General features: G+C 73.2%; 17 protein-coding genes and 1 pseudogene. 8 read left to right on the top strand and 10 right to left on the bottom strand.

Translation table 11 applies throughout. The features are described from left to right. Window positions 1-159: 159 nt before the first annotated feature. Together BJY16_RS18280 and lpdA are read right to left on the bottom strand one after the other, a co-directional pair. The gene (locus tag BJY16_RS18280) at window positions 160-1,515 is read right to left on the bottom strand and encodes a lysylphosphatidylglycerol synthase transmembrane domain-containing protein (protein ID WP_185040615.1); all 1,356 of its coding nucleotides are present in this window, start codon (window positions 1,513-1,515) and stop codon (window positions 160-162) included. A 156-nt stretch (window positions 1,516-1,671) separates the two neighbouring features. Beyond that, window positions 1,672-3,051 (bottom strand): dihydrolipoyl dehydrogenase, encoded by a 1,380-nt coding sequence (gene lpdA, locus BJY16_RS18275; RefSeq protein WP_185040614.1) that lies wholly within the window; start codon window positions 3,049-3,051, stop codon window positions 1,672-1,674. Between the two features lie 246 nt (window positions 3,052-3,297). On the opposite strand from lpdA, the pseudogene BJY16_RS18270 reads away from it, so the two are divergent. Next, window positions 3,298-4,266: pseudogene (locus BJY16_RS18270) on the top strand (TerC/Alx family metal homeostasis membrane protein); the annotation flags it as partial. 75 nt (window positions 4,267-4,341) lie between these two features. Here BJY16_RS18270 and BJY16_RS18265 read toward each other — a convergent pair. Together BJY16_RS18265 and BJY16_RS18260 are read right to left on the bottom strand one after the other, a co-directional pair. Continuing rightward, complete coding sequence (locus BJY16_RS18265) at window positions 4,342-5,913, bottom strand: amidohydrolase (protein WP_203759058.1); 1,572 nt, start codon at window positions 5,911-5,913, stop codon at window positions 4,342-4,344. A gap of 8 nt (window positions 5,914-5,921) precedes the next feature. Next, complete coding sequence (locus BJY16_RS18260) at window positions 5,922-6,530, bottom strand: TetR family transcriptional regulator C-terminal domain-containing protein (protein ID WP_185040612.1); 609 nt, start codon at window positions 6,528-6,530, stop codon at window positions 5,922-5,924. Window positions 6,531-6,594: 64 nt separating this feature from the next. Here BJY16_RS18260 and BJY16_RS18255 point away from each other — a divergent pair, with 64 nt between their 5' ends. Beyond that, window positions 6,595-8,043, top strand: coding sequence for a purine-cytosine permease family protein (locus BJY16_RS18255; protein ID WP_185040611.1), 1,449 nt, complete (start codon window positions 6,595-6,597; stop codon window positions 8,041-8,043). Here BJY16_RS18255 and BJY16_RS18250 read toward each other — a convergent pair. Next, window positions 8,007-8,567 carry a hypothetical protein gene (locus BJY16_RS18250; RefSeq protein ID WP_185040610.1) on the bottom strand — a complete coding sequence of 187 codons (561 nt, stop codon included), beginning with the start codon at window positions 8,565-8,567 and terminating at the stop codon, window positions 8,007-8,009. The two genes, BJY16_RS18255 and BJY16_RS18250, sit on opposite strands and share 37 nt — an antisense overlap. A gap of 87 nt (window positions 8,568-8,654) precedes the next feature. Between BJY16_RS18250 and BJY16_RS48445 the strand changes: the two genes are divergently transcribed. Genes BJY16_RS48445 through BJY16_RS18235 form a run of 3 tightly spaced genes read left to right on the top strand, consistent with a single transcriptional unit; the run spans window position 8,655 to window position 13,830 of the window. Next, on the top strand, window positions 8,655-10,871 hold the full coding sequence (locus BJY16_RS48445; RefSeq protein WP_185040609.1) for an ATP-binding protein: 2,217 nt from the start codon (window positions 8,655-8,657) through the stop codon (window positions 10,869-10,871). A gap of 50 nt (window positions 10,872-10,921) precedes the next feature. Further along, window positions 10,922-11,851 (top strand): hypothetical protein, encoded by a 930-nt coding sequence (locus tag BJY16_RS18240; RefSeq protein ID WP_239177542.1) that lies wholly within the window; start codon window positions 10,922-10,924, stop codon window positions 11,849-11,851. Next, a complete protein-coding gene (locus BJY16_RS18235) occupies window positions 11,848-13,830 on the top strand; it encodes a hypothetical protein (RefSeq protein ID WP_185040608.1) in 1,983 nt (660 codons plus the stop codon). The genes BJY16_RS18240 and BJY16_RS18235 overlap by 4 nt, the downstream gene beginning before the upstream one ends. Before the next feature lie 42 nt (window positions 13,831-13,872). Here the strand turns inward: BJY16_RS18235 and BJY16_RS18230 are convergent, their stop codons facing one another. From BJY16_RS18230 to BJY16_RS18220, 3 genes are all read right to left on the bottom strand, one after another. Further along, window positions 13,873-14,655, bottom strand: a complete 783-nt coding sequence (locus BJY16_RS18230) for a hypothetical protein (RefSeq protein WP_185040607.1) — start codon at window positions 14,653-14,655, stop codon at window positions 13,873-13,875. Window positions 14,656-14,767: 112 nt separating this feature from the next. Continuing rightward, window positions 14,768-15,889, bottom strand: coding sequence for a glycosyltransferase (locus BJY16_RS18225; protein ID WP_185040606.1), 1,122 nt, complete (start codon window positions 15,887-15,889; stop codon window positions 14,768-14,770). After that, entirely contained in the window at window positions 15,879-16,862 is a 984-nt protein-coding gene (locus tag BJY16_RS18220) for a glycosyltransferase family 2 protein (RefSeq protein WP_185040605.1), read from the bottom strand. Before BJY16_RS18220 ends, BJY16_RS18225 begins: the two co-directional genes overlap by 11 nt. A gap of 236 nt (window positions 16,863-17,098) precedes the next feature. On the opposite strand from BJY16_RS18220, the gene BJY16_RS18215 reads away from it, so the two are divergent. Beyond that, window positions 17,099-18,256, top strand: coding sequence for an LCP family protein (locus BJY16_RS18215; protein WP_185040604.1), 1,158 nt, complete (start codon window positions 17,099-17,101; stop codon window positions 18,254-18,256). 372 nt (window positions 18,257-18,628) lie between these two features. Then, complete coding sequence (locus BJY16_RS18210) at window positions 18,629-19,558, top strand: diacylglycerol/lipid kinase family protein (protein WP_185040603.1); 930 nt, start codon at window positions 18,629-18,631, stop codon at window positions 19,556-19,558. A 332-nt stretch (window positions 19,559-19,890) separates the two neighbouring features. Here BJY16_RS18210 and BJY16_RS18205 read toward each other — a convergent pair whose 3' ends face one another. After that, complete coding sequence (locus tag BJY16_RS18205) at window positions 19,891-20,196, bottom strand: Rdx family protein (RefSeq protein ID WP_185040602.1); 306 nt, start codon at window positions 20,194-20,196, stop codon at window positions 19,891-19,893. 384 nt (window positions 20,197-20,580) lie between these two features. On the opposite strand from BJY16_RS18205, the gene BJY16_RS18200 reads away from it, so the two are divergent. Continuing rightward, window positions 20,581-21,681 carry a calcium:cation antiporter gene (locus BJY16_RS18200; protein ID WP_185040601.1) on the top strand — a complete coding sequence of 367 codons (1,101 nt, stop codon included), beginning with the start codon at window positions 20,581-20,583 and terminating at the stop codon, window positions 21,679-21,681. Between the two features lie 162 nt (window positions 21,682-21,843). On the opposite strand, the gene BJY16_RS18195 is transcribed toward BJY16_RS18200, so the two are convergent. Then, window positions 21,844-22,371: a pyruvoyl-dependent arginine decarboxylase gene (locus BJY16_RS18195; protein WP_185040600.1), complete on the bottom strand. Its 528-nt coding sequence runs from the start codon at window positions 22,369-22,371 to the stop codon at window positions 21,844-21,846. Between the last annotated feature and the right edge of the window lie 173 nt (window positions 22,372-22,544).

Genomic DNA, 22,544 nt, shown 5'->3' with positions numbered 1-22,544 from the left:
CTGTCTTCGGGGAGGCCCCCTGGGCGGGCGGGGACTGGCAAGTGGCGGGCGGGGACTGGCAAGTGGCGGGATCGGTCCGAGCCGCCACCGCATCGACCGGCAAGGTCATCCCTGCGTGCCAGTTGAGCCCGTGACCTGCGCCAGCGGTCGGACTGGGGGTCAGCCGCCGGCGGTGGGGAGCGCGTTCGTGCCGGTGGGGCGGCGGAGCGTCAGATGGGCGGCCAGGCCGGTGGGCAGGATCAGCCAGAACGAGATGAGGCGGTAGATCAGGACTACGGCGGCGGCGGTCACCTCGGGGCAGCCCGCGGCGATCAAGCCGGCCAGCATGCTGGTCTCGATCAGGCCGATGCCGCCCGGGGTCAGGGGGATCTGCCGAACCACCTGGACGGCCAAGTAGATCAGAGCCAGCCGGTGCCACGGAATCTCGGCGTGCACGGCGGCGGCCGCCAGGACCAGGCAGCACAGGTCCAGGAGCCAGTTGATCACGCTGGCCAGCAGGACCACGATCCAGGTCTTCGGGGGCACCGCTCGGGCGTCCCGCAACGCCTGCGCCACGGCCGGCCGCCGCACCAGCCGCACCGCTGGCGCGACGATCCGACGACCCAGCCCGGCGAAACGGGCAGCCGGCGCGGCAGGCGGGGTGCCGCGACGCGACACGGTGGCGGGACGTGGGGTGCGCGGCGCGGCCGGCGGGATGGCGGCACCCGCCCCCGCAGCGGCACCGAGGGTGGGCGACGCGGCCGGCGGGATGGCGGCACCCGACCCCGCGGCGGCACCGAGGGTGGGCGACGCGGCCAGCGGGATGGCGGCACCCGACCCCGCAGCGGCACCCGGGGTGGCCGACGCGGCCGGCGGGATGGCGGCACCCGACGCCCCGGCGGGACGTGGGGCGGTGGGGCGGAGGCGGCGGCGTAGCCACAGGAGGGTGAGGGCTGCGGTGGTCAGGAGGGTGACTGTGGTGGACCAGGTGGCGGAGTAGAGGAGTACCAGGGAAGCGACGGTCACCGCGGCGGAGAGCAGGGTGGCGGTGGCGGAGATGGCCGGGGTGGCGCCGTGGCGGCGGTAGGTCTGGAAGGCGTAGGCGGCGGACGCGGCGGAGCCGGCCGGCAGGGCCATGCTCAAGGCGGAGCGGACGTAGGTCATGGCCAGGGCGCGCCACGACGGCACGTGGACGTCGAAGGCGGCTAGGAGGTGGCGTTGCTGCTCGGCGTACGCGAACTGGGAGAGCGATCCGGCGGCCACCGCCAGCAGTGCCCACCACCAGTCGGCGGCGCGCAGCGCGCCGAGGAAATCCGCCGGGTCCGGGAGGCGGCCGCGGAGCGTGCCCAACGCCAACGCCGCGACCAGCAGCAACGGGAGGTAGCGAAGCCAGCGCCAGACCTTGCCGCGGGCCGGGTCGGGGTCGGCGTCGGTGTCCGCTCCGGCCGGGGAGCGGGCCGGGCGCCGGCGTCCCGGCCGCGGCACGTGGCGTGTCGGCGGGACGCCGGGCGGGGCCGGCTGGGCGGTCACGGTCACGGATTCAGCGTTCCGGAAACGCGCCGCGTGGTCGTCATCCGCGGGGAGGCATTGCGGGATACCACGGACGTGGTACTTCCGGCGGAGACCGCCCGAGGGACTACATCGCGGGACGGATGACGCGCACCCACCACCGGGGCCCGCCCGGCTCGGCGGTCAGAAGTTGATCATGTGGCCGGCCAGGCCGTGAACGGCTTCCTTGACGGCTTCGCCGAGGGTCGGGTGGGCGTGCACGTTGCGGGCCACCTCGGTGACCGTGAGGTCCCACTGCTGGGCCAGGGTCAGCTCGGGCAGCAACTCGGTGACGTCCGGGCCGATCAGGTGCGCGCCGAGCAGCTCGCCGTGACGGGCGTCGCTGAGGATCTTGACGAAGCCGGTGGCGTCGCCGAGGCCGTGCGCCTTGCCGTTCGCGGTGAACGGGAACTTCGCCACCTGGACGTCGAAGCCCTGCTCCCGGGCCTGCGCCTCGGTCCACCCGAAGCTGGCCACCTGCGGCTGGCAGTAGGTGGCCCGCGGGATCATCCGGTAGTCCAGCGGCATCGTCTCGGCCCCGGCGATCGTCTCGGCCGCCACGATCCCCATCGCCTCGGCGGTGTGCGCGAGCATCAGCTTCGCGGTGACGTCGCCGATCGCGAAGAAGCCCGGGACATTCGTACGGCAATGGTCGTCGATCTCCACCGCCCCGCGGTCGGTGAGCTTGACGCCGGTGGTCTCCAGCCCGTACCCCTCGGTGTTGGGCGCGAAGCCGATCGCCTGGAGCACCTTGTCCGCCTCCAGCACCTCGGTCCTGCCGTTGCGCGAGACGGTGACCCGGACCGACTCGGCGCGCTCCTCGATGCCCTCCACCCGGGTGCCGACCCGCACGTCGACGCCGAGCCTGCGGTACTGCCGGAACAGCTCCTTGGAGACGTCCTCGTCCTCCAGCGGCAGCATCCGGTCGAGGAACTCCACGATGGTCACCTCGACGCCGTAGTTGCGCAGCACGTACGCGAACTCGACGCCGATCGCGCCGGCGCCCACGACGATGATGCTGCGCGGCAGCTCCGGGTCGAGGATCTGCTCCTCGTAGGTGACCACCCGGTCGGTGATCGTGGTGCCCGGGATCAGCCGGGTGCTCGCCCCGGTGGCCAGGATGCAGTGGTCGAAGGTGACCTGCCGGTCGCCGACCCGCAGCGTGGTCGCGTCGGTGAAGACGCCGCGCCCCGGGATCTCGGTGATCCCGTTCTTCTTCATCAGGTAGTGCACGCCCTTGACCCGGCCGTCGGCGACGGTCCGGCTGCGCCGGTGGGCGGCCCCGTAGTCGAAGGTGACCGTGCCGTCGATGCCGAACGTCTTCGCCTCGTGGGTGAAGATGTGCGCCAGCTCGGCGTTGCGCAGCAGCGCCTTCGACGGGATGCAGCCGACGTTGAGGCAGACACCGCCCCAGTACTTCTCCTCGACGACGGCGGTGGAGAGCCCGAGCTGGGCGGCGCGGATGGCGGCCACGTACCCGCCCGGCCCGGCGCCCAGCACGACAAGATCGAAATGTTCGCCCATGCGACCGACCCTAGTCCGCAGTGGACCTCTCGCGGGCGACCTTGCCCCGGTATTCATCGGGGTTCGGCAGGCGCTTCCGGCCGCCGCAGCGGCTATTGTGTGCGGCGAGGGGAGTACCTCCGACCGGGGCGTTGCGGTCATCACGGGCACGCGATCGTGTCCCCGCGCGTCCGCCCGCTGACGGGGGAATGGCACTCGGCGGGTGAGAGAGACCTCGGACGCTGACGTCTGTCCGAGGGGGACCCCGTGCCGTCGATCGCCTCGCCCGCCCTGTGGGCGATCACCATCGCCGTCCTGCTCGCCCTGCTGGTGGCCGACTTCGTCGTCACGCGGCGGCCGCACGAGGTGGGGATGCGCGAGGCGGTCGGGTGGTCGCTGTTCTATCTCGCGCTTCCGGCCGCGTTCGGCGTGCTGCTCTGGCATGCGTACGACCAACGCCCGGCCGTCGAGTTCCTCACCGGTTACGTGGTCGAGAAGTCCCTGTCGGTGGACAACCTGTTCGTGTTCATGCTGCTGCTCACCGCGTTCGCCGTGCCGCCCGCGCTGGCCCAGCGGGTGCTGCTCTACGGGATCGCCGGCGCGCTGGTGCTGCGGGCGGTCTTCATCGCGCTCGGGGCGGCCGTGCTGCACTCCGGCGCGTGGGCGTTCCTGCTCTTCGGGGCGGTGCTGCTGGCCACCGCGTCCAAGGTGCTGCGGGACGCGGTCCGGGGCGACGAGCACACCGTCGACGTGGAGAGCATGCGCAGCGTGCGGCTGGTCCGGCGGTGGATGCCGGTGACGGCGGAGTATCACGGCGGGGCGCTGACCGTACGCGAACGGGGTCGTCGGACCTTGACCCCGCTGGCCCTGGTGGTGGTGGCGGTCTTCATGACCGACATCGTCTTCGCGGTCGACTCGGTACCGGCTGTCTACGGCGTCACCGAGGATCCCTACCTGGTCTTCGCGACCAACGCGTTCGCCCTGCTCGGGCTGCGGGCGTTGTACTTCGTGCTGCGCAACGTGCTGGACCGGCTGCGGCACCTGAACTACGGGCTCGCGGTGATCCTGGCCTTCATCGGGGCGAAACTGATCCTGCACTGGGCGCACAAGGTGTGGCCGGACGCGGTGCCGGACGTGCCGACCGTGCTGTCCCTCGCGGTGATCGCCGCGGTGCTGGCCACGGTGACCGCGACCAGCCTGCTGGCGAACCGGCGCGACGACCGGCGGGCCGGGCCAGGAGCCGGGCAAGCGACCGGACCAAAAGCCGGGCAAGTGGCCGGCCACAAGGCCGGCCAAGTCGCGGACCGGCAGTCACAGGTCGGCGGCCCGGTGCGTGACCCGGCCCGCCGTGACGGTCAGCCGGACCGGCAGCGCGGCGAGGTCCAGATCTGACACCCGCAGCGGATCGTCGGCGAGCACGGTCAGGTCGGCCCGCTCCCCGACCGCCAGCCGCCCCGATCCCGCGTTCACGGTCATCCCCCGCAACGCCTGCAGCGGGGTGAGCGCCTGGTCCAGCCCGTGCGGCGGCTGGCTCAGGTCGCGGGCCGGCCGCCGGTGCCGGGCGCCGGCCATCACGCCGAGCGGCGGGTAGGGCGCGATCGGCCAGTCCGAGCCGAGCACCACGGTCGCCCCGGCCTCCCATAGGTCGCGGCAGCGCCAGGCCCGGGCGGCGCGCTCCTCGCCGAGGCGGCGCGACCAGTTGTCGGTGTGGTCGGCCCGGGTGAACTCGCAGCAGTGGGTGGGCTGCATGGAGGCGGTCACGCCCAGCTCGGCGAAGCGCGGCACGAGGTCGTCGGGCAGCGTCTCGATGTGCTCGATCCGGTGCCCGATGGTCCGGGACTTCTCCAGGGAGAGGAGCACATGGCGGATGGCCGCGTCGCCGATCGCGTGCGTCGCGGTCGGCACCCCGGCCGCGTCGAAGGCCACGACCGCCGCGGTATAGGCAGCCGGATCCGGCCAATAGGGGTGCATCGACTCCCCGTGACAGTCCGGCTTCTCCAGCCACGCCGTCCCGTTGTCGATCGTCCCGTCCAGGAACAGCTTCACGCCGGCCACCCGCCACAGCGCTCCGCCGTCCCCCTGCGCCGCGATCAGCTCGCCGACCGCGTCCCCGGGCCGGCACCAGGGCGCCAGCCGCAATCGCAGCGGCAGCTCCCCGCGCTCGTCCAGCGCCCGCAGCACCGCCCGCTCGGCCCGGTCGCCCTCCATCATGTGCCCGCCGGTGAGCCCGGCCGCCGCCATCCCGCGCAGCACCTCGGCCACCCGGGCCCGGAACTGCTCGTCGCTCGGCTTCGGCGCCGCCTCCTCGACCAGCATGCTCGCCGGCTCCTCCAGGAGCAGTCCGGTCGGGCGGCCGCGCTCGTCGCAGACGATCTCCGCCGCCTCGTCGAAGCGGCGCGGCCCGGTGACGCCGGCCAGCTCCAGGGCGCGGTGGCTGGCCAGGGTGGAGTGCGCGTCGAAGAGGCGCAGCACGGCGGGCACCCCGGCCAGCACCGGGCCGACCGTGTCCGCGCTGATCGGGAGGTCGCCGAAGAGGTTCGGGTCGAGGCCCCAGCCGTGCAGCCACTCGCCGGGGGCCAGGGCGCGACGGGCCCGGTCCAGCTCGGCGCGCAGGCCAGGCAGGTCGACGCAGGCCGACAGGTCGGCGCCGCGGGTCAGGTCGGCGCCGGAGACCGGATGGCAGTGGCCGTCGATCAGACCGGGAGTGATCACGGCGCCGCGCAGGTCGACGACGGTCGCGGCGGGACTGATCCATGGCCGTACCGAAGACTCGTCGCCCACCGCGACGATGTCGCCGCCGTGCGCGGCGAGCGAGCCGTGCGGGAGGAAATCGCCGGTCGTCGGGTCGAGCAGGCGGCCGTTGAGCAGGACGAGGTCGGACACCACGACTCCTAGAGCGATCCGGTGGGCAGGCCGAGCTCACGCTCGGCGGTGAGCACGGCGAAGGCGGCGGCTTCCGGCGGGATCTGACCGACATTGACGTACGTGCTGACGCCGTCCACCGCGACCAGGATGCGGGTGGCGGCCACCGCCGCGTCCCCGGCCCGGAACTCGCCGGCGGCGATCCCGTCCGCGATCACCGCGGTCAGCCGCCCGTGCCAGTTGTCCTGCTGGCGGTTCACCTCGGCGGAGAGCACCGGGCGGTACCGGCTCAGGTGACGGGCGTTCAGCCAGAGCCGGCTCACGTCGTCGAACATCTCGCCGATGGCCGCTGCGAAGAACCGCCGGAAGCGCTCCATCGGCGGGGCGTCCGAGGCCGGCAGCAGCTCGTCCAGCTCGGCCGAGGCGGTCGCGCCGAACGCCGTGGCGACCAGCTCCTCGGCGGCCGGGAAGTAGTGGCTGATCAGGCCGGGGCGGACGCCGAGCTCGTCGGCGACCCGGCGGAGCGTGACACTCTCCAGGCCCTCGGCCAGCGCGACCGTGCCGGCCGCGCGGACGATCTCGGCCCGCCGGTCGGTCGCGGTTTTCCGGGTTCGGGACGGGGAGGGGCTTGACGTCATGCATCGCAGGCTATTGGGTGTGTGACCAATAAGCAATTGGGCGCTTGACCAATAAAGAGGTCCCATGACGTCTACCGAGGTGCTGCCGGGCGATCGGGCCGGGCAGATCGAACAACGCGGCATCGAGTACGTCCCGGACGCCGAACGGCACGGCCGCCCCCGTGAGCTGTTCGCGCTCTGGGCCGCGCCGAACGTCAACTACGTCTCGCTCACCCTCGGCGGGATGCTCACCGGGCTGCTCGGGCTGAGCTGGCGGAGCGGTCTGGTGATCACGGTCGTCGGCAACCTGTTCTGGGTGCTGATCGGCATCCTGGCGGTCAGCGGCACGTCGTCCGGCACGCCCAGCGAGGTGGTCTCCCGGACCATGTTCGGGGTGCGCGGGAACCGGGTGAACATCGCGGTCGCCGGGTGGCTGCTCTGCGTCTCGTACATCGCGCTGAACCTGGCGGCCGCCTCGCTCGCCGCGTTCGCCCTGGCCGGCGTGCTGGGCTGGGAGCCGGGCACGCCCGGCCAGGTGGTCCTGGTGATCGTGATCGCCGCGGTGACGCTGGCCCTGAGCGTCTACGGCCACGCCACCATCACCCGGCTCTACCAGCCGTTCTCCGCGGTGCTGGCAGGCGCCTTCGCGATCCTCGGCGGCTTCGTGCTGGCGCACACCGACTGGGACTGGCGGCCGGCCGAGCCGCTGTCCGGCAGCGCGCTCGTGGCCGGCTGGATGGCCGGGATCGCGATCATCGCGTCCGGGCCGCTGTCCTATCTGAACAGCGCCGACTTCGCCCGCTACCTGCCGCGGGACACCCCGGCCCGGTCGGTGGCCGGCTGGACCTTCCTGGGCGCGTTCCTGCCCAGCACGCTCATCTCCGGGCTCGGCGTGCTGGCCGGCACCGTGATCGACATGGCCGATCCGCAGACCACGCTGCGGGCGATCCTGCCCGCCTGGTTCTACCCGGTGTTCCTGCTCGCCGTGGTGCTCGGGCTGATCGCCAACAACGCGATGACGGCGTACAGCTCCGGTCTCGCGCTGCAGGCGATCGGGGTGCGGCTGCGCCGGTCCGTCTCGGTGCTGCTGGACGGTACGGTCGGCGTCCTGGTCACCCTCTACGCCCTGTTCCTCTCGACGAACTTCCTGGACACCGTGAGCCAGGCCCTGCAGCTGTCGATCGTGCTGGTCGGGCCGAGCGTGGCGATCTACGTCGCGGACATCCTGCTGCGCCGCAACAACTACGACGGCGCGCAGCTCGGCGACGAGACGCCCGGCTCGCCGTTCTGGTACACCGCCGGGGTCAACTGGCACGGCGCGGCCGCGCTGCTCGCCGGGATGGGCGCGGCCGCGCTCTGCGCCGACACCGACCTCTACCTCGGGCCGGTCGCCCGCGCCCTGGCCGGCATCGACCTGTCGCTGCCGGCCGGCATCCTGGTCACCGGCGTGCTGTACCCGGTGCTGATGCGCGGCCGCGTCAGACTTCCGGGGGCTTCTCAGGCCGCCCGCCGCCCGGTCAGACTGGCCGAGTAGGTGCTCCAGCCGCAGAAGGCGCCGCCGTAACCGCGGAGCTGGATCGAGCCGGACAACGAGCCGTCGGCGTTCACCTGATAGACCGCCGAGCCGGACGTCGGGGAGTAGATGCAGCCGGTCACCGAGGTGCGCGCCGTCCAGTTGTTCACCATGGTGGCCTGCAGCCGGCCGTCCGGGACCACGGTGACCCGGCTGCCGGCGACGCTCACCCCGGCCATGTCCAGGTCGGACCGGCGCAGCGGGAAGCAGGCGCTGGTGCTGCCGAGCCAGATCGCGCCGGTCGCCGGGGCCCCGGCCGGGAAGCCCGACCGCAGGCAGACGTCCAGCGGGTTGACCCCGTTGGTGGTGCCGGCCGAGGTGACCGTGCGGTGCATGGTCACCGTCCCGCCGGCCCGGAACGCGGTACCGGACGCGGTCCCGTCGATCGTCACGTTCCAGGTCGCCAGGGCTGCCGGAGCGGCCTGCGCCGGGCTGCCGGTGAGCACCGTGGCGGTGAGGATCGTCGCGGTCATCAGGAGTTTCATGGAAGTCCCCTCTCGTTGCTGCGGTGCGTCCACGCTCGCAGCCGGGCGGGGTGCGGACCATGAGGGTGCACCCACGGGAGCACTCCTGTGAGTTTCGGTGAGCTGCTCCGTGGGCTGCGCCGCTCGGCCCGGCTCACCCAGGAGGAGCTGGCCGAGCGGGCCGGGCTGAGCGCCCGCACGGTCAGCGACCTGGAACGCGGCGTCTACCCCACAGCGCGCCGGGACAGCGCCCGTTCGCTGGCCGGCGCGCTGCGCCTGGACGGCCCGGAGCGCGAGCGATTCCTGCTGGTCGCGCGCGGCGGCGCGACACCGGCGCCGCTTCCCGACGGACTGCTTCCCGGTACGCCGATCACCGGCCGTGATCGCGAACTGGACGACCTGGCCGCCCTGCTGAACCGGCCGGACCACCGCCTGATCACGGTGATCGGGCCGGGCGGGGTCGGCAAGACCAGGCTGGCGTACGAGGTGGCCCGCCGAGCCGCCGCGTCCGGCGTCCCGGTCGCCGTGGTCCCGCTCGCCGGCCTCACCGAGCCGGACCTGGTGCCGTCCACGGTGGCCCGCGCCCTCGACGAGCGCCCCCTGCTCCTGGTCCTGGACAACTTCGAGCACCTGCAACCGGCCGCCCCCGCCGTCGCCGGGCTGCTGGCCGGCTGCCCTGACCTGACCGTGCTGGCCACCAGCCGCGGCCCGCTGCACCTGCGCGCCGAACGGCTGGTCCCGCTGGAACCGCTCGCCGTGCCGCCGGCCGGCACCGACCCGGCCGAGGCCGCCCGGCACCCGGCCTGCCGGCTGTTCCTGGACCGGCTGGCCGCCGCCGGGGTGCCCGAACCGGCCGGGCTGGACACGGTCGCCGGGCTCTGCCGCGACCTGGACGGGCTGCCGCTGGCCCTGGAACTGGCCGCCGCCCGGGTCCGGCACCTGGGCCTGGCCACGGTGGCCACCCGGGTCCGGGCCGGTCCGGCGATCCTGTCGCACGGCCCGGCCGACGCTCCCGACCGGCAGCGCTCCCTGGAAGCCACCATCGGGTGGAGCCACGCCCTGCTCTCCCCCGCCGAACAGAAGGCGTTCGGCCGGCTCGGCGTCTTCACCGACTCGTTCTGCCTGGACGCGGCCTCCGTCTTCGCCCCCGAGGAGGCCCTGGTCCGGCTGATCGATGTCGGACTGGTGCGGGTCGTCCCGGGCCGGTCCGGGGACCGCTACACGATGCTGCACACGGTGCGCGCCTACGCGATCGCGTCGCTCACCGGCGACGAGCGCGCCGCGGCCGCCGACCGGCACGCCGCCTGGTACGCCGACCTGGCCACCACGGCGGCGAGCCGGCTGGTCGGCGCCGGCCAGGGCGACGAGCTGCACCGGCTCGACGACGAACGCAACAACCTGTGGGCCGCGCTGCGGCACGCCATCGACCGGCCCCGGCCCGCCGACGCGCACCGGATGGCCGCCGGCCTGTGGCGGTACTGGGAGATCCGCGGCGACCTGACCGAGGCCCGGCAGCGGATCGACCAGGTGCTGGCGCTGCCGTCGCCGGACCCGGCCGTGCGCGCCGAGGTGCACAAGGCGGCCGGCTGCCTGGCCCGCGACCAGGCCGACCCGGTGCCGGCCCGGCGCCACCTGAGCACGGCGACCACCTTGTACACCGCGCTCGGCGACGACCTGGCGACCGGCAGCTGCCTCAACAACCTGGGCAACGTCGCACTCGACGAGGGGGCGGTCACCGAGGCCGCCGAGCACTACCGGCGGGCCCTGGAGCGGATCCGGCCGGCCGGCGCGGAGCAGCTGATCGCGCTGGTGCAGCACAACCTGGCGATGGCGATCCGGTTCGAGGACCCGCCGGCGGCCCTGGAGTTGCTGCTGGACAGCCTGGCCCGGCACCGGCGGACGGCCGACGAGCGGGGCGTGGCCCGTACCGCGGTCAGTGTCGGCATCCTGCAGCTCACCGCCGGCCGGCCGGACCGGGCGGTGACCCACTTCCGGTCGGCGCTGGCCGCCTTCCGCGAACTCGGCGACCGGATCGGGATGGTCCGCGCGGTGGAGGGGGTCGCGGCGTCGTTCGCCCTGGCCGGGCAGACGCCGGTGGCCGCCGGGCTGCTCGCGGCGGCGATCCGGGCGCGCGCCGAGCTGGGGTTGCCGGTCACCGCCGACGACCAGAGCCATCACCTGGCCCGGCAGGCCACCGGCGACCCGGACGGCCCGGCCGACGACCTCGACACGGCGGTGGACCGCGCCGCCACCCGGGAATTCCCGGCCGCCGGCCACCACCCGGGCCATGACGCAGCCCCGCTTGATCGGCAGGACAGGCCGTAGTCACGGCGAGTTCGCCGGCCGTATGCCCGGGCGGTGTGGGATGGGCGACCGTGCACCACGCGAACCACTACTACGGGCATTCCCACGTGCTGGCCCGGTACTGCGGTCTCGACCCGGACGAGGTCCACGAGATCCGGGGGTACCTGCAGCACGGCTGGAACATCGGCGACGGGATGGCCCCGGACCACGAGTTCACCCCCGGCATCCCGCTGTTCGTCTGGAGCGAGATCACCCGCCGCCGCGCCTGGTCGCTGGGGCGGCGGCCGGTGCACGTGATCGGCGCCCCGTGGGCGTACCTGCTGGCGATGGACCCGATCACCGGAGACGAGCCGCGCGAGGGCACCATCTACTACCCGTTCCACGGCTGGGAGGGCCAGCACATCGTCGGCGACCACGGCCGGCTGATCGAGGAGATCCGGGCGACCGAGGACGGGCCGGTCACCGTCTGCCTGTACTGGCAGGAGTACCGCTCGCCGCGCCTGCGCCGCCGCTACGAACGGGCCGGGTTCCGGGTGATCTGCCACGGTTACCGCGGCGGCTGGTACAAGGACCTCGACCCGCGGTTCCTCGCCCGGCAGCTCGCCGAACAGCGCCGGCACCGCCGGGTGGCGTCGAACCGGCTGTGCAGCGCGATCTTCTACGGCATCCTGGCCGGTTGCCAGCCGGCCGTCTACGGCGACCCGATGCGGCTGGAGGGCGAGCGGTCGTCGTTCGGCGGCCAGTCCCGGATCGAACGCCAATGGGCGCCGCTGCACGGCCGGCACGTCGACCCGGAACTGGCCCGCTCGATCGCGGTGGCCGAGCTGGGCGCCGACCGTCTGCGCTCCCCCGCCGAGCTCCGCCGCCTCTTCCACTGGCCCACCCCGGCCACGGCGGCCTCTCCGGCACCCGCCTCCGCACCGGTCGCTGTCCACACGCCTTTCCCGAGCGCACCCGCAGCGCCGCACGAGGTGTCCCCCGCGAAAGGCATGGCCCGATGAGCGTGCGGTCGATCGGTGCCGACATGCCCCACTGGTCCGAGCCGGCGGACTCCGGCGCGCGAGGTCCGGCACTGGCCGCGCTCGCCGCCGCGACGCACGGCAAGACCCTGGTCATCGGACCGCACGCGGCCGAGATCGTCGATCGGCTCACGGCCCGCGAGCTGACATTTCTGGTACGCGGTGAGCACCCCGCTCCGGTACGCGGCAAGCACCCCGCCGAGCCCGGCCCCCACGTCGAGGTGTGGCGCGGGAGCCTCGGCGACCTGCCCGCCGAGCCGGCCTTCGACACGATCCTGGCCCTCGGCGGTCTCGACCGGACCGGCTCCACCGAGTCACCCGATCTCCCCTGGCCGGCGGCTCTGTCCCGGGTCCTGACCGCGTTGCTCCCCGGCGGCCGCCTCCTGCTCGGCCTGGCCAACCCGGCCGGCCTGCACCACCTGGTGGCGCTCCCCGCCGAACCCTCCCCGGCCGACTGGTCCGCCCCCGCCGAGGACGACCCGACCCGGCCAGCCGGTCTCGCCCAGCTCACCGGACTGCTCCGGTCCCACGGCCTCGAAGTGGACCGCGGCTACGCCGCCTTCCCCGACCCGGCCGCTCCCACCGCCCTGCTCAGCGAGGAGTTCCTCACCGACCCGGCGATGCGCGGCGTCGTGGAGTCCACCCTGCGCCGGGCCCTGATCCCGACGACGCCGCTGCTCGCCGACCCCCGCCCGATCGCCCGCCGCCTCCTCCGCGCCGGGCTGGCCGTGAGCACCGCCCCAGCCTGGTTCGTGGTCGCCAGCCGCCCCGGCCCGCTGCCGCCCCCACCGGTCCCGCATGCCCTGGTCGCCCCCTCTGTCCCGCAACGACTGACAGCCCCATCTGTCCCGCGGACGCTGATCGTCTCGCCGGTCTCGCAGACGCCGACGGCCTCGCCGGGCTCGCGGGCGCTGGTCGCCCCGCCGGGCTCGCGGGCGCTGGTCGCCCCGCCCGGCCCGCACGCGCTGACCACCGCGCCCGGACACGCCGCGGCGAGCCGGATCGACCGTGATCCCGTCCGCGGGTGGGTATGTCGCGTGCCCGGCGGCAGCACCGCGGTGGCGCTGCCGGCGGGCCGCTGTCTGCATGATCTGCTGATCACCACGGCCCGGGGTCACGACCAGCCGGCCATGCGCGGTCTGCTGGCGGCCTGGCAGGGCGGCCCACTGGCGGAGATCGACGCGGAAGAGATCGTCGTCAGCTCCGACGGCAGCCTGTGCATCAACCCGATCGATTCGGCCGATCCGGCCTTTCAGTCCGGTCCGATCGGGGACATCGTCTCGGGCGGGTCACCCGAACCCATCGGGTCGAGCGATTCCGGCAATTCGCCCGAACCGGTAGGTCCGGTCGGCTCGGCAGACCCTCTCCCCCTGACCGACCAGGCAGGCGGGTTGCCGGACGGCTCGGCAAGTGGAGTCTCGGACGGCTGGAGAGGTGGGCTGCCGGACAGCTCGACAGACGGGCTGCCGGACGGCTCAGGAAATGCGCTGCCGGACGGTTCCGGAGACGGGCTGCCAGACGGCTCGGGCGGCGGGCTGCCGGGCGAGGCGCTTCGGAACTTCGCGTGTGCGATGTTCGACGAAGGGCTTGCGCACCTCTGGCCGACACCCGCCGACGAAGCCGAAGTCACCGCGCTGCTCGCCGAGATGGCCGGCCAGCAGGCACCGAACTGGCCCGGCCCGGCCGGGACCGGACGGTCGCGTATGGAGCCGCCTACGCTGCGGGAGACGGTGGCGGAGCGGGACCGGCTGCGGCGTGAACTGGCCGAAGCTCGTGCTCAGGTCGCCTGGTGCGAGCAGCGGGTGGCCCAGCGGGACGCCGAACTGATCCGCGCCAACCGCGTCATCACCGCGCTGAAAGCCACCGCTCCGGGGCGCGCGGCGACCGCGGTGGCCGGTGGGCTGCGCTCCGGCAAGCGGATGGCCCGCGCCGCGCTCCGCAGGCTCCGGCCGGAAGAGTGACCCCGGGGTCGCCACCCCGGGGCCGCTCTCCCGGCGGAGGGATCAGTTGAGGCGGACCAGGATGCCGAAGGCGATGCCGACCAGCAGGCAGGTGATGGCGACCCGGATGGCGGTCGGGGCCAGGCGCTCGCCGTTGCGCTTGGCGCGGCTGGCCAAGAAGATGGCGACGCCGCCGAAGAGCGGCGGGAGCAGGAAGATCGCGATGGCGCTCAGGACGAACGAGATCACGCTGAGCGTGTTGCCCTGCGCGACCGGGTAGGGATATCCCTGGCCGTAGGGCGGCTGGCCCGCATAGGGCTGACCCGGATACGGCTGCCCGGGATGGGGCTGGGCCGCATAAGGCTGGCCGGGGTAGGGCTGGCCCGGATATGCCTGGGCCGGCGGATAGCCCTGGGCCGGCGGGTAGGGCGCGGCGTAGGGCTGCGGCGGAACGCCGGGCGCACCGTGCGGCTGGCCGGGCGCGCCGTAGGGCTGGACCGGTGAGCCGTAGGCCGGGCCAGGTGCGCCTGAGGCCGGCGCGCCATGGGGCGGCACAGGTGCCCCTGAGGACGGTGACGGGTCGTGAGACGACGGCGGCGGGGTGGCGGGCGGCTGCGGCGGGCCGGCGCTCAGTGGGTCGGTGTGGACCGGCGGCGGGGTGAACGGGTCGCCGGTGACCGGGCCGGAGAACGGGTCGGACGGCACGCCGTAGGGGGACGTCGGCATCGCGGCCGTTGCCGGGTACCGCGGGTCGGTCTGGCTGGTGGGCGGTGGGCCGGCGTGACCGCAGGCCGGGCAGACGCCGGTGGACGGTACGGCGGTGGAACCGCAGTGCGAACAGATCATGCTGTCCTCCCATGCTCCCGTCGGCGCAGGGTATCGGCACGAGGCGAGTTGATCTCCGGACCGCGCTCGGCGGCACTTCGGCGTACCGGAAATGATGGTGACCGGGGACCGGTCAGCGGCGGCCGGCCACCGCGGTCCCGGTGGTCGCCTCGTCGTAGAGATGCTCCAGGCGGCGGGTCTGTTCCACCAGGTCGAAGTGGGTGCCGATCCGGCGGCGGGCCTGCGCGCCGAGCCGGTGCCGCAGCTCCGCGTCGCCGAGCAGCCGGGTCAGCGAGGCGGCCAGCCCGACCGGGTCGGCCTCCGCGGTGAGCAGGCCGGTCTCGCCGTCGACGACGGCTTCCGGGATGCCGCTGTGCCGGGTCGCGGCGACCGGCAGGCCGAGCGCTCCGGCCTCCATGACCGTGGTCGGCAGGCCCTCGGTGTCGCCGTCCGGGGCGGTCTTCGACGGGCAGGCCAGGATCCGGGACTCGGACAGGTGCCGGGTCACCGCCGCGGGCGACGCACTGCCCACGAACGTGGCGTCGACCCGCAGCTGCTCGGCCCGGGCGCGCATCGCCGGCATCAGCTCGCCGTCGCCGATGAACAGCGCGCGCGGGCGCGGCCGCTCGATCCGGGCCAGCGCCGCCAGCAGGTCGTCGACACCCTTCTTGGCGACGAACCGGCCGACGAACACCACGTCCCAGCGCTTCGGGACGATCGGGACGGCGGCCGGGACCGGCACGCCGATGTGGTGCACCCGGACCTTCGCCGGGTCGGCGCCCCAGCGGACCGCCTGCTCCCGGATCACGTCGGAAACCGCGAGCACCAGGGTGGCGCGATCGAAAACGGCCTGCAGGTTGCGCCGGTACCGTACGCCCTTGGCACCGGAGCTGGCCGGTTGCCGGGTGACGTCGTGGCCGTGCACGGTCACCACCAGCGGCACGCCGAGCCGGGCGGCCGTCTGGCTGACCAGCCAGCCGTCGCCGCCGAAGTGCGCGTGGACGAGGTGCGGCCGTACCGAAAGGAGGGTCTTGTGCAGCCGGGGCGAAGTCCCGGTCAAGCGCAGCCGCAGGAAGCCGCGGCGGTCCGGGAAAGCGATCACGTCATCCGGGCGGGACAGCGCCGAATCGATCCGGGTGGCGCCGACATAGGCCGGGGTCCAGCGGGACAGCGCGTCGCCCTGATGGCGGATGAACGTCTCCGAGCCGGGCAGCATCGCGCTGCGCCAGATCGCCACCCGGCGCTCAGTCGACATCGACCAGCACCTGCTGGGGCGACTCGGCCGGCCGGCTCGCCGGCTTGCGGCCGACGACGAGGTCGCGCAGCCGGTGCCGCAGACTCGGCGGGAGCGCCCAGATCTGCAGGTGGGTGAGGTAGTCCAGAACACCCGGGCGGCCGTGCCGGCGGGCCTCGGCGAGCAGCTCCCGGAAGAGCTTGCCGTCCCGGGTCGGCGCGGCCATCGAGCTGAGCACGCTGAGCGTGAAGGCGCCGTAGGCCCGCGGGGTGAACAGTTCGCGGCTGCCGCGCAGCCAGTCCAGCTGCTCCCGCCACGGGTTCTCCAGGCTGATCCGCTCCCGGTCCTCGTCCTGGTGCCAGAGGACCAGCGGCTCGGCCGCGTAGATCAGCTCGGTGCCCGGCTCGCGCAGCGCCCGCAGCGCCCAGTCCAGCTCCTGCTGGCGGCGCAGCCCGACGGTGAACGGCACGGTCCGCCACAGCTCGGTGGGCGCCATGATCGTCGAGGTCTGGATGAACCCGTCGCCATAGAACAGACCTTTGCGTACGGTGAAGTACTCGCTGATCGGCTCGCCCGGAGCGGGCAACCGCCGCGGCATGACCGAATCGGCGCGCGGGGTCCGGTTCACCATCCGGCAGGCCACGATCGGTGCCGCGGACCGGGCGCCGGCGGCCAGCTCCAGCTGCACGGACAGCTTGGTGGGCAGCCACTCGTCGTCGTCGTCGAGCATCGCGGTGAACCGGCCGCGGGCGTGCCGGGCGCCGGTGTTCCGGGCGTTCGGGGCCTTGCGCCGCTCGGGGAGCACGATCACGTCCAGCCGGGGGTCGCCGATCTCGGCCAGGGCTCGGGCGGTGACGTCGTCGGGGCCGTCCACCACGACGATCACTTCGAGGTTCCGGTGTGTCTGGCCGAGCGCGCTGCGTGCCGCGCGGACGGCCAGTTCCGGCCGGTTGCACGTCGGGATGACAACACTGACATCGGGCTGAGGGGACATGTCAGCTCGCTTCAGGCGGGGAATGGTGATCTGGAACCTATGGGCCGCCGGAGGCGCGACAGTGAACGGAAGTGATCGGGTCAGCGAGTAACAGGCGAGCAACGCACCGCGACTGACCTGCGGTTCAACCGGCGGCAACCGGCCGCTCGGAAAAATTCCATCTGCCGGCGGCAATCTTTCCGGCGGCCGGACCCGTCTTCATGAGTGGAATGACCGCCGAGGACGAGGAGACTCTCTTGCGCAGGACCAGTCGGCGTCGACGCCGCACCCCACGCTGGGCGTTCTGGACCGTGGTCGTCGGCGCGGTGCTGCTGGTGGCCGGTGGCGGCGGTGCGGTCGGGGTGCGCTTCGCGGTGGCCGCGGCCACCGCCGAGGTCGGTCAGGAGGAGCTGCTCGGCAGTGCGAAACCGGTCCAGGAGAAGAAGAACGCGAACCTCGACGGGGCGAAGAATCTGCTGCTGGTCGGCATCGATCAGCGCCCCGACCAGATCAACGGCGAGCCGCTGCGGTCCGACTCGATCATCCTGGTGCACATCAACAAAGATCATTCGAGCGGCTATCTGATCTCGTTGCCCCGGGATACGTATGTCGACATCCCCGCCTATGACAACGGCGCCCAGCCCTTCGCCGGCGGCAAGTTGAAGATCAATGCCGCGTTCGCCTTCGGCACCCGGGGACTGAAGGGCAAGGAGGCGCTGAAACACGGCTTCGAGCTGCTCACCATGACGGTGAAGCAGCTGACCGGGATCACCCCGGACGCCGGGGCGATCATCGACTTCCAGGGCTTCCGCGACGTGGTCAAGGTGCTCGGCCGGGTCTGCATGAACGTGGACACCGAGACCACCTCGATCCATCGGGGCACCGACGCCAACGGCAAGCCGGCCGCGCCCTTCGTGATCAACAAGGACGGCACGCTGCGGTCCCGGATCGCCGGGGTGAAACCGAAGGTCTATACGAAGGGCGATCACTGCTTCAACCCGGCGGACGCGCTCGACTTCGTCCGGCAGCGGGACCTGCTCGGCGACAAGTCTCTGGACTACGGGCGGCAGCGGCACCAGCAGCAGTTCTTCAAGGCGATCATCAACCAGGCGGTGACCGACGGGCTGGACTCGCCGACCAAGCTGCCGGCGCTGCTCAGCGCGTTCGGCAAGTCGATGACCGTGGACAGCGGCGGGATCAGCCTGGCCGACTGGGCGCTCGGGATGCGCAGTCTGAAACCGGACCGGCTGATCACCATCAAGACCAACGCCGGCAAGCTGAACTCGCAGTCGGTGCCCGGGGTGGGCAGCGTGGAACTGCTCACCGACGACAGTGTGCGCCTGCTGCAGGCGGTGAAGAAGGACAACATCGACGGGTTCCTGCTGGGCCACCCGGAGTTCATCGCGGCGGACTGACACGGCGGGCGACTCGGCCGGTTGGGCCGACGTGCGGCTGGGCCGGGCGCGAGCTGGGCCGGGCGCGGGCTGGACCAGGCGCGCGGCTGGGCCGGGCGCGGGCTGGACCGGACGCGCGGCCGGGCCGGGCGCGGGCTGGACCGGACGCGGGCTGGACCGGACGCGGGCTGGACCGGACGCGCTGCCGGGCCGGGTGTGCGGCTTGGCCGGGTGTGCGGCTTGGCCGGGTGTGCGGCTTGGCCGGGCGCACGTCGGCCCAGTGCACGATTTGGCCGGTCGGGCGGTTTGGTCGGGCGCGCGGTTGGGTCCGGGGCGCGGCGCCGCGTGGTTCGGCGCGGGGGTTCGGGCGGGGTGGGCGGATAGGGTCGGCGGGTGCGGAGCAAGCAGCGGCTCACTGAGGACATCCGCCGGGACCGGCGGGCGGCGCTGGTCGTCAACACGCGGTCGCGGCGTGGGCGGCAGCTCTACGAGGACGCCCGGGACCGGCTGCTCGCGGCCGGGTTCGAGCTGCTCGGGACGTATGCCATGGAGCGGTCCGGGGAGCTGGAGGCGCTGCTCCAGGACGCGCTCGGCAAACGGCCGGACCTGCTGATCGCCGGCGGGGGCGACGGGACGATCAGCACCGCCGGGCGGCTGCTCGCGCACCGGGACGTCGCGCTCGGACTGCTGCCGCTCGGGACCACGAACAACTTCGCCCGGACCGTACGCATCGAGCCTGACCTGGACGCCGCCGTCAGCACCCTGGTCGACGGCAAGGTGATCGACGTGGACCTGGGCGTCGCCGGGGACCGGCCGTTCACCAACCACGTCGGGATCGGGCTCTCCGCCGAGGTGATGATCAGCGTGCCGGGCCGGCTGAAACGGCTGGCTGGGCGGATCGCCTACCCGCTCACCGCGCTCGGCCTGCTCGCCCGGCACCGGCCGCTCCGGGCCACGATCCGCGCCGAGGGCCGCGAGCTGCACTTCCACACCCACCAGGTGTACGTGGCGAACGGCGGCTTCCACGCCGGCCGCCCGATCACCGCGGACGCGCACGCCGACGACCGGTTGCTGGTGGCGTACCCGGTCGGCGGCCCGTCCCGCCGCGAGCTGCTCCGCGAAACGGCCCGCAACGCCGCCACCGGCCACCGGCGCACGCTGCACGAACGCCCGTTTCTAGCGGTCCGCGAACTCTGGCTGGAAACCGACCGCCCGGCCGCCGTCGAGGTGGACGGCGAGCCGTGCGGCGCCACCCCGATGCGCATCGCCATCGACCCGAACGCCCTGCGCATCATGGCCCCCGAAGACAGCCCCGACCTCTGACCCGCCCCACGCGCCTTCCCCACCGGGCAGCCCGTCCTACCTGCAGCCTTTCCTGTCCCGGCAGCCTTCCCGCCCCGCGACCCGCCCGCCCCGCGACCCGCCCGCCCCGCGACCTGCCCGCCCCGCGACCTGCCCGCCCCGCAGACCTCTCGCCCCGCGATCTGCCCGCCTCGCAGGCTTCCGCCCCGCGACCTGCCCGCCTCGCAGGCTTCCGCCCCGCGACCTGCCCGCCTCGCAGGCTTCCGCCCCGCGACCTGCCCGCCTCGCAGGCTTCCCGCCTCGCAGGCTTCCCGCCTCGCGGCCTGGGTAAGGGTTATGAGCGGTATTAACTCTTACTCGGTGTCGGTGGCGGGCTGGGTGGAGCGGTCGGAATGGCCCAGGTCGCGGCCCGGGGCGACGCGGTCGCGGACCATCCGCTTGAGTTGCGGCAGGTCGGGGAAGCCGTCGGGCTTGCGGTTCCACAGCGTCTCGCCGTCCAGCCGCACCTCGAACACCCCGCCGATCCCCGGCACCAGAGCCACCTCACCCAGATCGCGTGGGAACGTGGTCAGCAACTCCTGCGCCAGCCACGCCGCCCGCAACAACCAGCGGCACTGCGTGCAGTATTCGATCTCCAGCCGGGGCGTCCGCGCATTCACAACGACCGAGTATGCCCGCCACCCTCGCCGCCCGAACCGAACCCGCCCCGAAACGGCCGCGGGCGGCAAGCGGCGGGCGCCAGGCGGCGAAGTGCGGCGTGGCAACGAAGTCAGGGTGCGGCGACGAGATCGCGGCGTGGCGACGAGTTCGGTTGGCGACAGGCCAATAGAGGTTGGCGACAGGGCGAGAGATTGGTGGGAGGTCAAAGGAGGTTGGCGACAGGGCGAGGAAGGTTGGCGACAGGTCGAGGGTGATTGGCGACAGGTCGAGGTCGAGGGAGGTTGGTGGTAGCGAGGTTGGTGAGGTCGAGCGGAGGTTGGCGAGGTCGAGCGGAGGTTGGCGGAAGCGGGGTTCGGGGGTGGGCTGTCTGGCAGAGTTGGTGGATGACGCCCAAGATTCGGTCTTATCTTTCGCACTGGACGGTTTATCTTCCGGTGCTTGCGGTGGCGACGCTGGTGCTGACCTGGGGACGCGACCTGCCGCCGCCCGTCGTCGGGCTGCTCGCGGTGCTGCTGGCCGGGGCGGTGCTCGCCGCCGTGCACCATGCCGAGGTGGTCGCGCACCGGGTCGGCGAGCCGTTCGGGTCGCTGGTGCTGGCCGTGGCGGTGACCATCATCGAGGTCGCCCTGATCGTCACGCTGATGATCAGCGGGGGCGAGAAGTCGCAGTCGCTGGCCCGGGACACCGTCTTCGCCGCCGTAATGATCACCTGCAACGGGATCCTGGGGCTGTCGCTGCTGGTCGGCGCGCTGCGGCGGCGGATCGCGGTCTTCAATCCGGAGGGGACCGGCGCGGCGTTCGCCACGGTGGCGATGATCGCCACGCTCAGTCTGGTGCTGCCGAGTTTCACCACCAGCCGGCCCGGGCCGCAGTTCTCGCCGGCCCAGCTGGGGTTCGCGGCGATCGCGTCGCTCGGGCTCTACCTGCTCTTCGTGACCGTGCAGACCCGCCGGCACCGGGACTACTTCCTGCCGATCACCACCGAGGGGCGGGTGGTCGACGAGGAGGAGCACCTGGACCCGCCGACGAACCGGGACACCCTGATCAGCCTCGGCCTGCTGCTGCTCGCCCTGGTCGGCGTGGTCGGGCTGGCCAAGGGCGTGTCCCCGGCGGTGGAGTCGGGCGTGGTCGATGCCGGGTTGCCGCAGTCCGTGGTGGGTGTGGTGATCGCCCTGCTGGTGCTGCTGCCGGAGACGATCGCGGCGGTCCGGGCGGCGAGCCGGGACCGGATGCAGACCAGCCTCAATCTGGCGCTCGGCTCGGCGATGGCGAGCATCGGGCTGACCATCCCGGCGATCGCGGTGGCGATGATCTGGCTGGACGGCCCGCTGCTGCTCGGCCTGGGCGGCACCCAGATGGTGCTGCTGGCGCTGACCGTGGTGGTCGGCACGCTCACCGTCGTCCCGGGTCGCGCCAACGTCCTGCAGGGCGGCGTCCATCTGAGCCTGCTGGCCGCGTTCCTGTTCCTGGCGGCGAGCCCCTGAGAACGGACCGGACCGCGAAGCAAGCCGACGGGGTGGGCCGGGGCATCCCGGGGAGCCAGCCGGGGACCGGGAGTGGCGGAGGCGCCGGAAGCAGGAAGGCCCCGCTCCACACCGGAGCGGGGCCTTGCCGCTGAGACGAGCGCTTACCGCGTACCGAAAGAATCAGTTCATGCCGGGCGGGTCGGTGGCGCGGATCCCGCGCCAGGACGCGGTCTCGTAGGGCGCCAGCACCAGCGCGCAGACCGGCTCGCCGTCGCAGACCGCGCCGTGCACCACGAAGTCCGGGCCGTCGAACTCGTCCTCGTGACCCTTCACCAGGTCCCGCAGGCTGGCCTTGATCGCCTCGCGGACGAACGACTCGCTGGTGCCCTCGTGCTCGACGAAGAGGCCGCCCTTGCCGTCGCGCCGCTGCACCCAGCCGATGCCGGCCCAGGCCTCTTCACCCACCTGGGTCGCGTGCTGCTCGGCGTAGACGCAGTACAGCTTGTCGCCCCACGCGCCGACCGGGACCGGCGCCTTGCCGCTGGCGTCGACCGTGGTGCCGGGCGGGATGACGCTGGAGAGACGGACCAGGTTGTAGAAGCCGCACTCCATGGTCACCAGGGCGTCGTGGAAGGCGGCGAGCGAGGTGGTGCCCCGGCCGATGGCGCGAACGACGGGGATCTGGTCGTAGACGACGGAGTCAGTCATGGGTCTCCTCGGACAGGCTCGAAAGACAGCGGCGTGGGCGCCCGGTGGGCGCCCACGCCGTCTTCGTTCGGCGATCCCCGGCCGGGGTTTAGCGATTCATCGGAAGTCACTCCGGTGAACGGCCGGCCGCTGGTCGAAGGAGAGCAGCTCCGGGTTCAGCGCGCGGGCCTCGT

Origin of the sequence: Actinoplanes octamycinicus, assembly GCF_014205225.1 — a bacterium.
GTDB classification, from domain to species: Bacteria; Actinomycetota; Actinomycetes; order Mycobacteriales; family Micromonosporaceae; genus Actinoplanes; species Actinoplanes octamycinicus.
The sequence above is the reverse complement of the archived record's forward strand: the minus strand, read 5'-3'. Positions and strand labels throughout refer to the sequence as shown.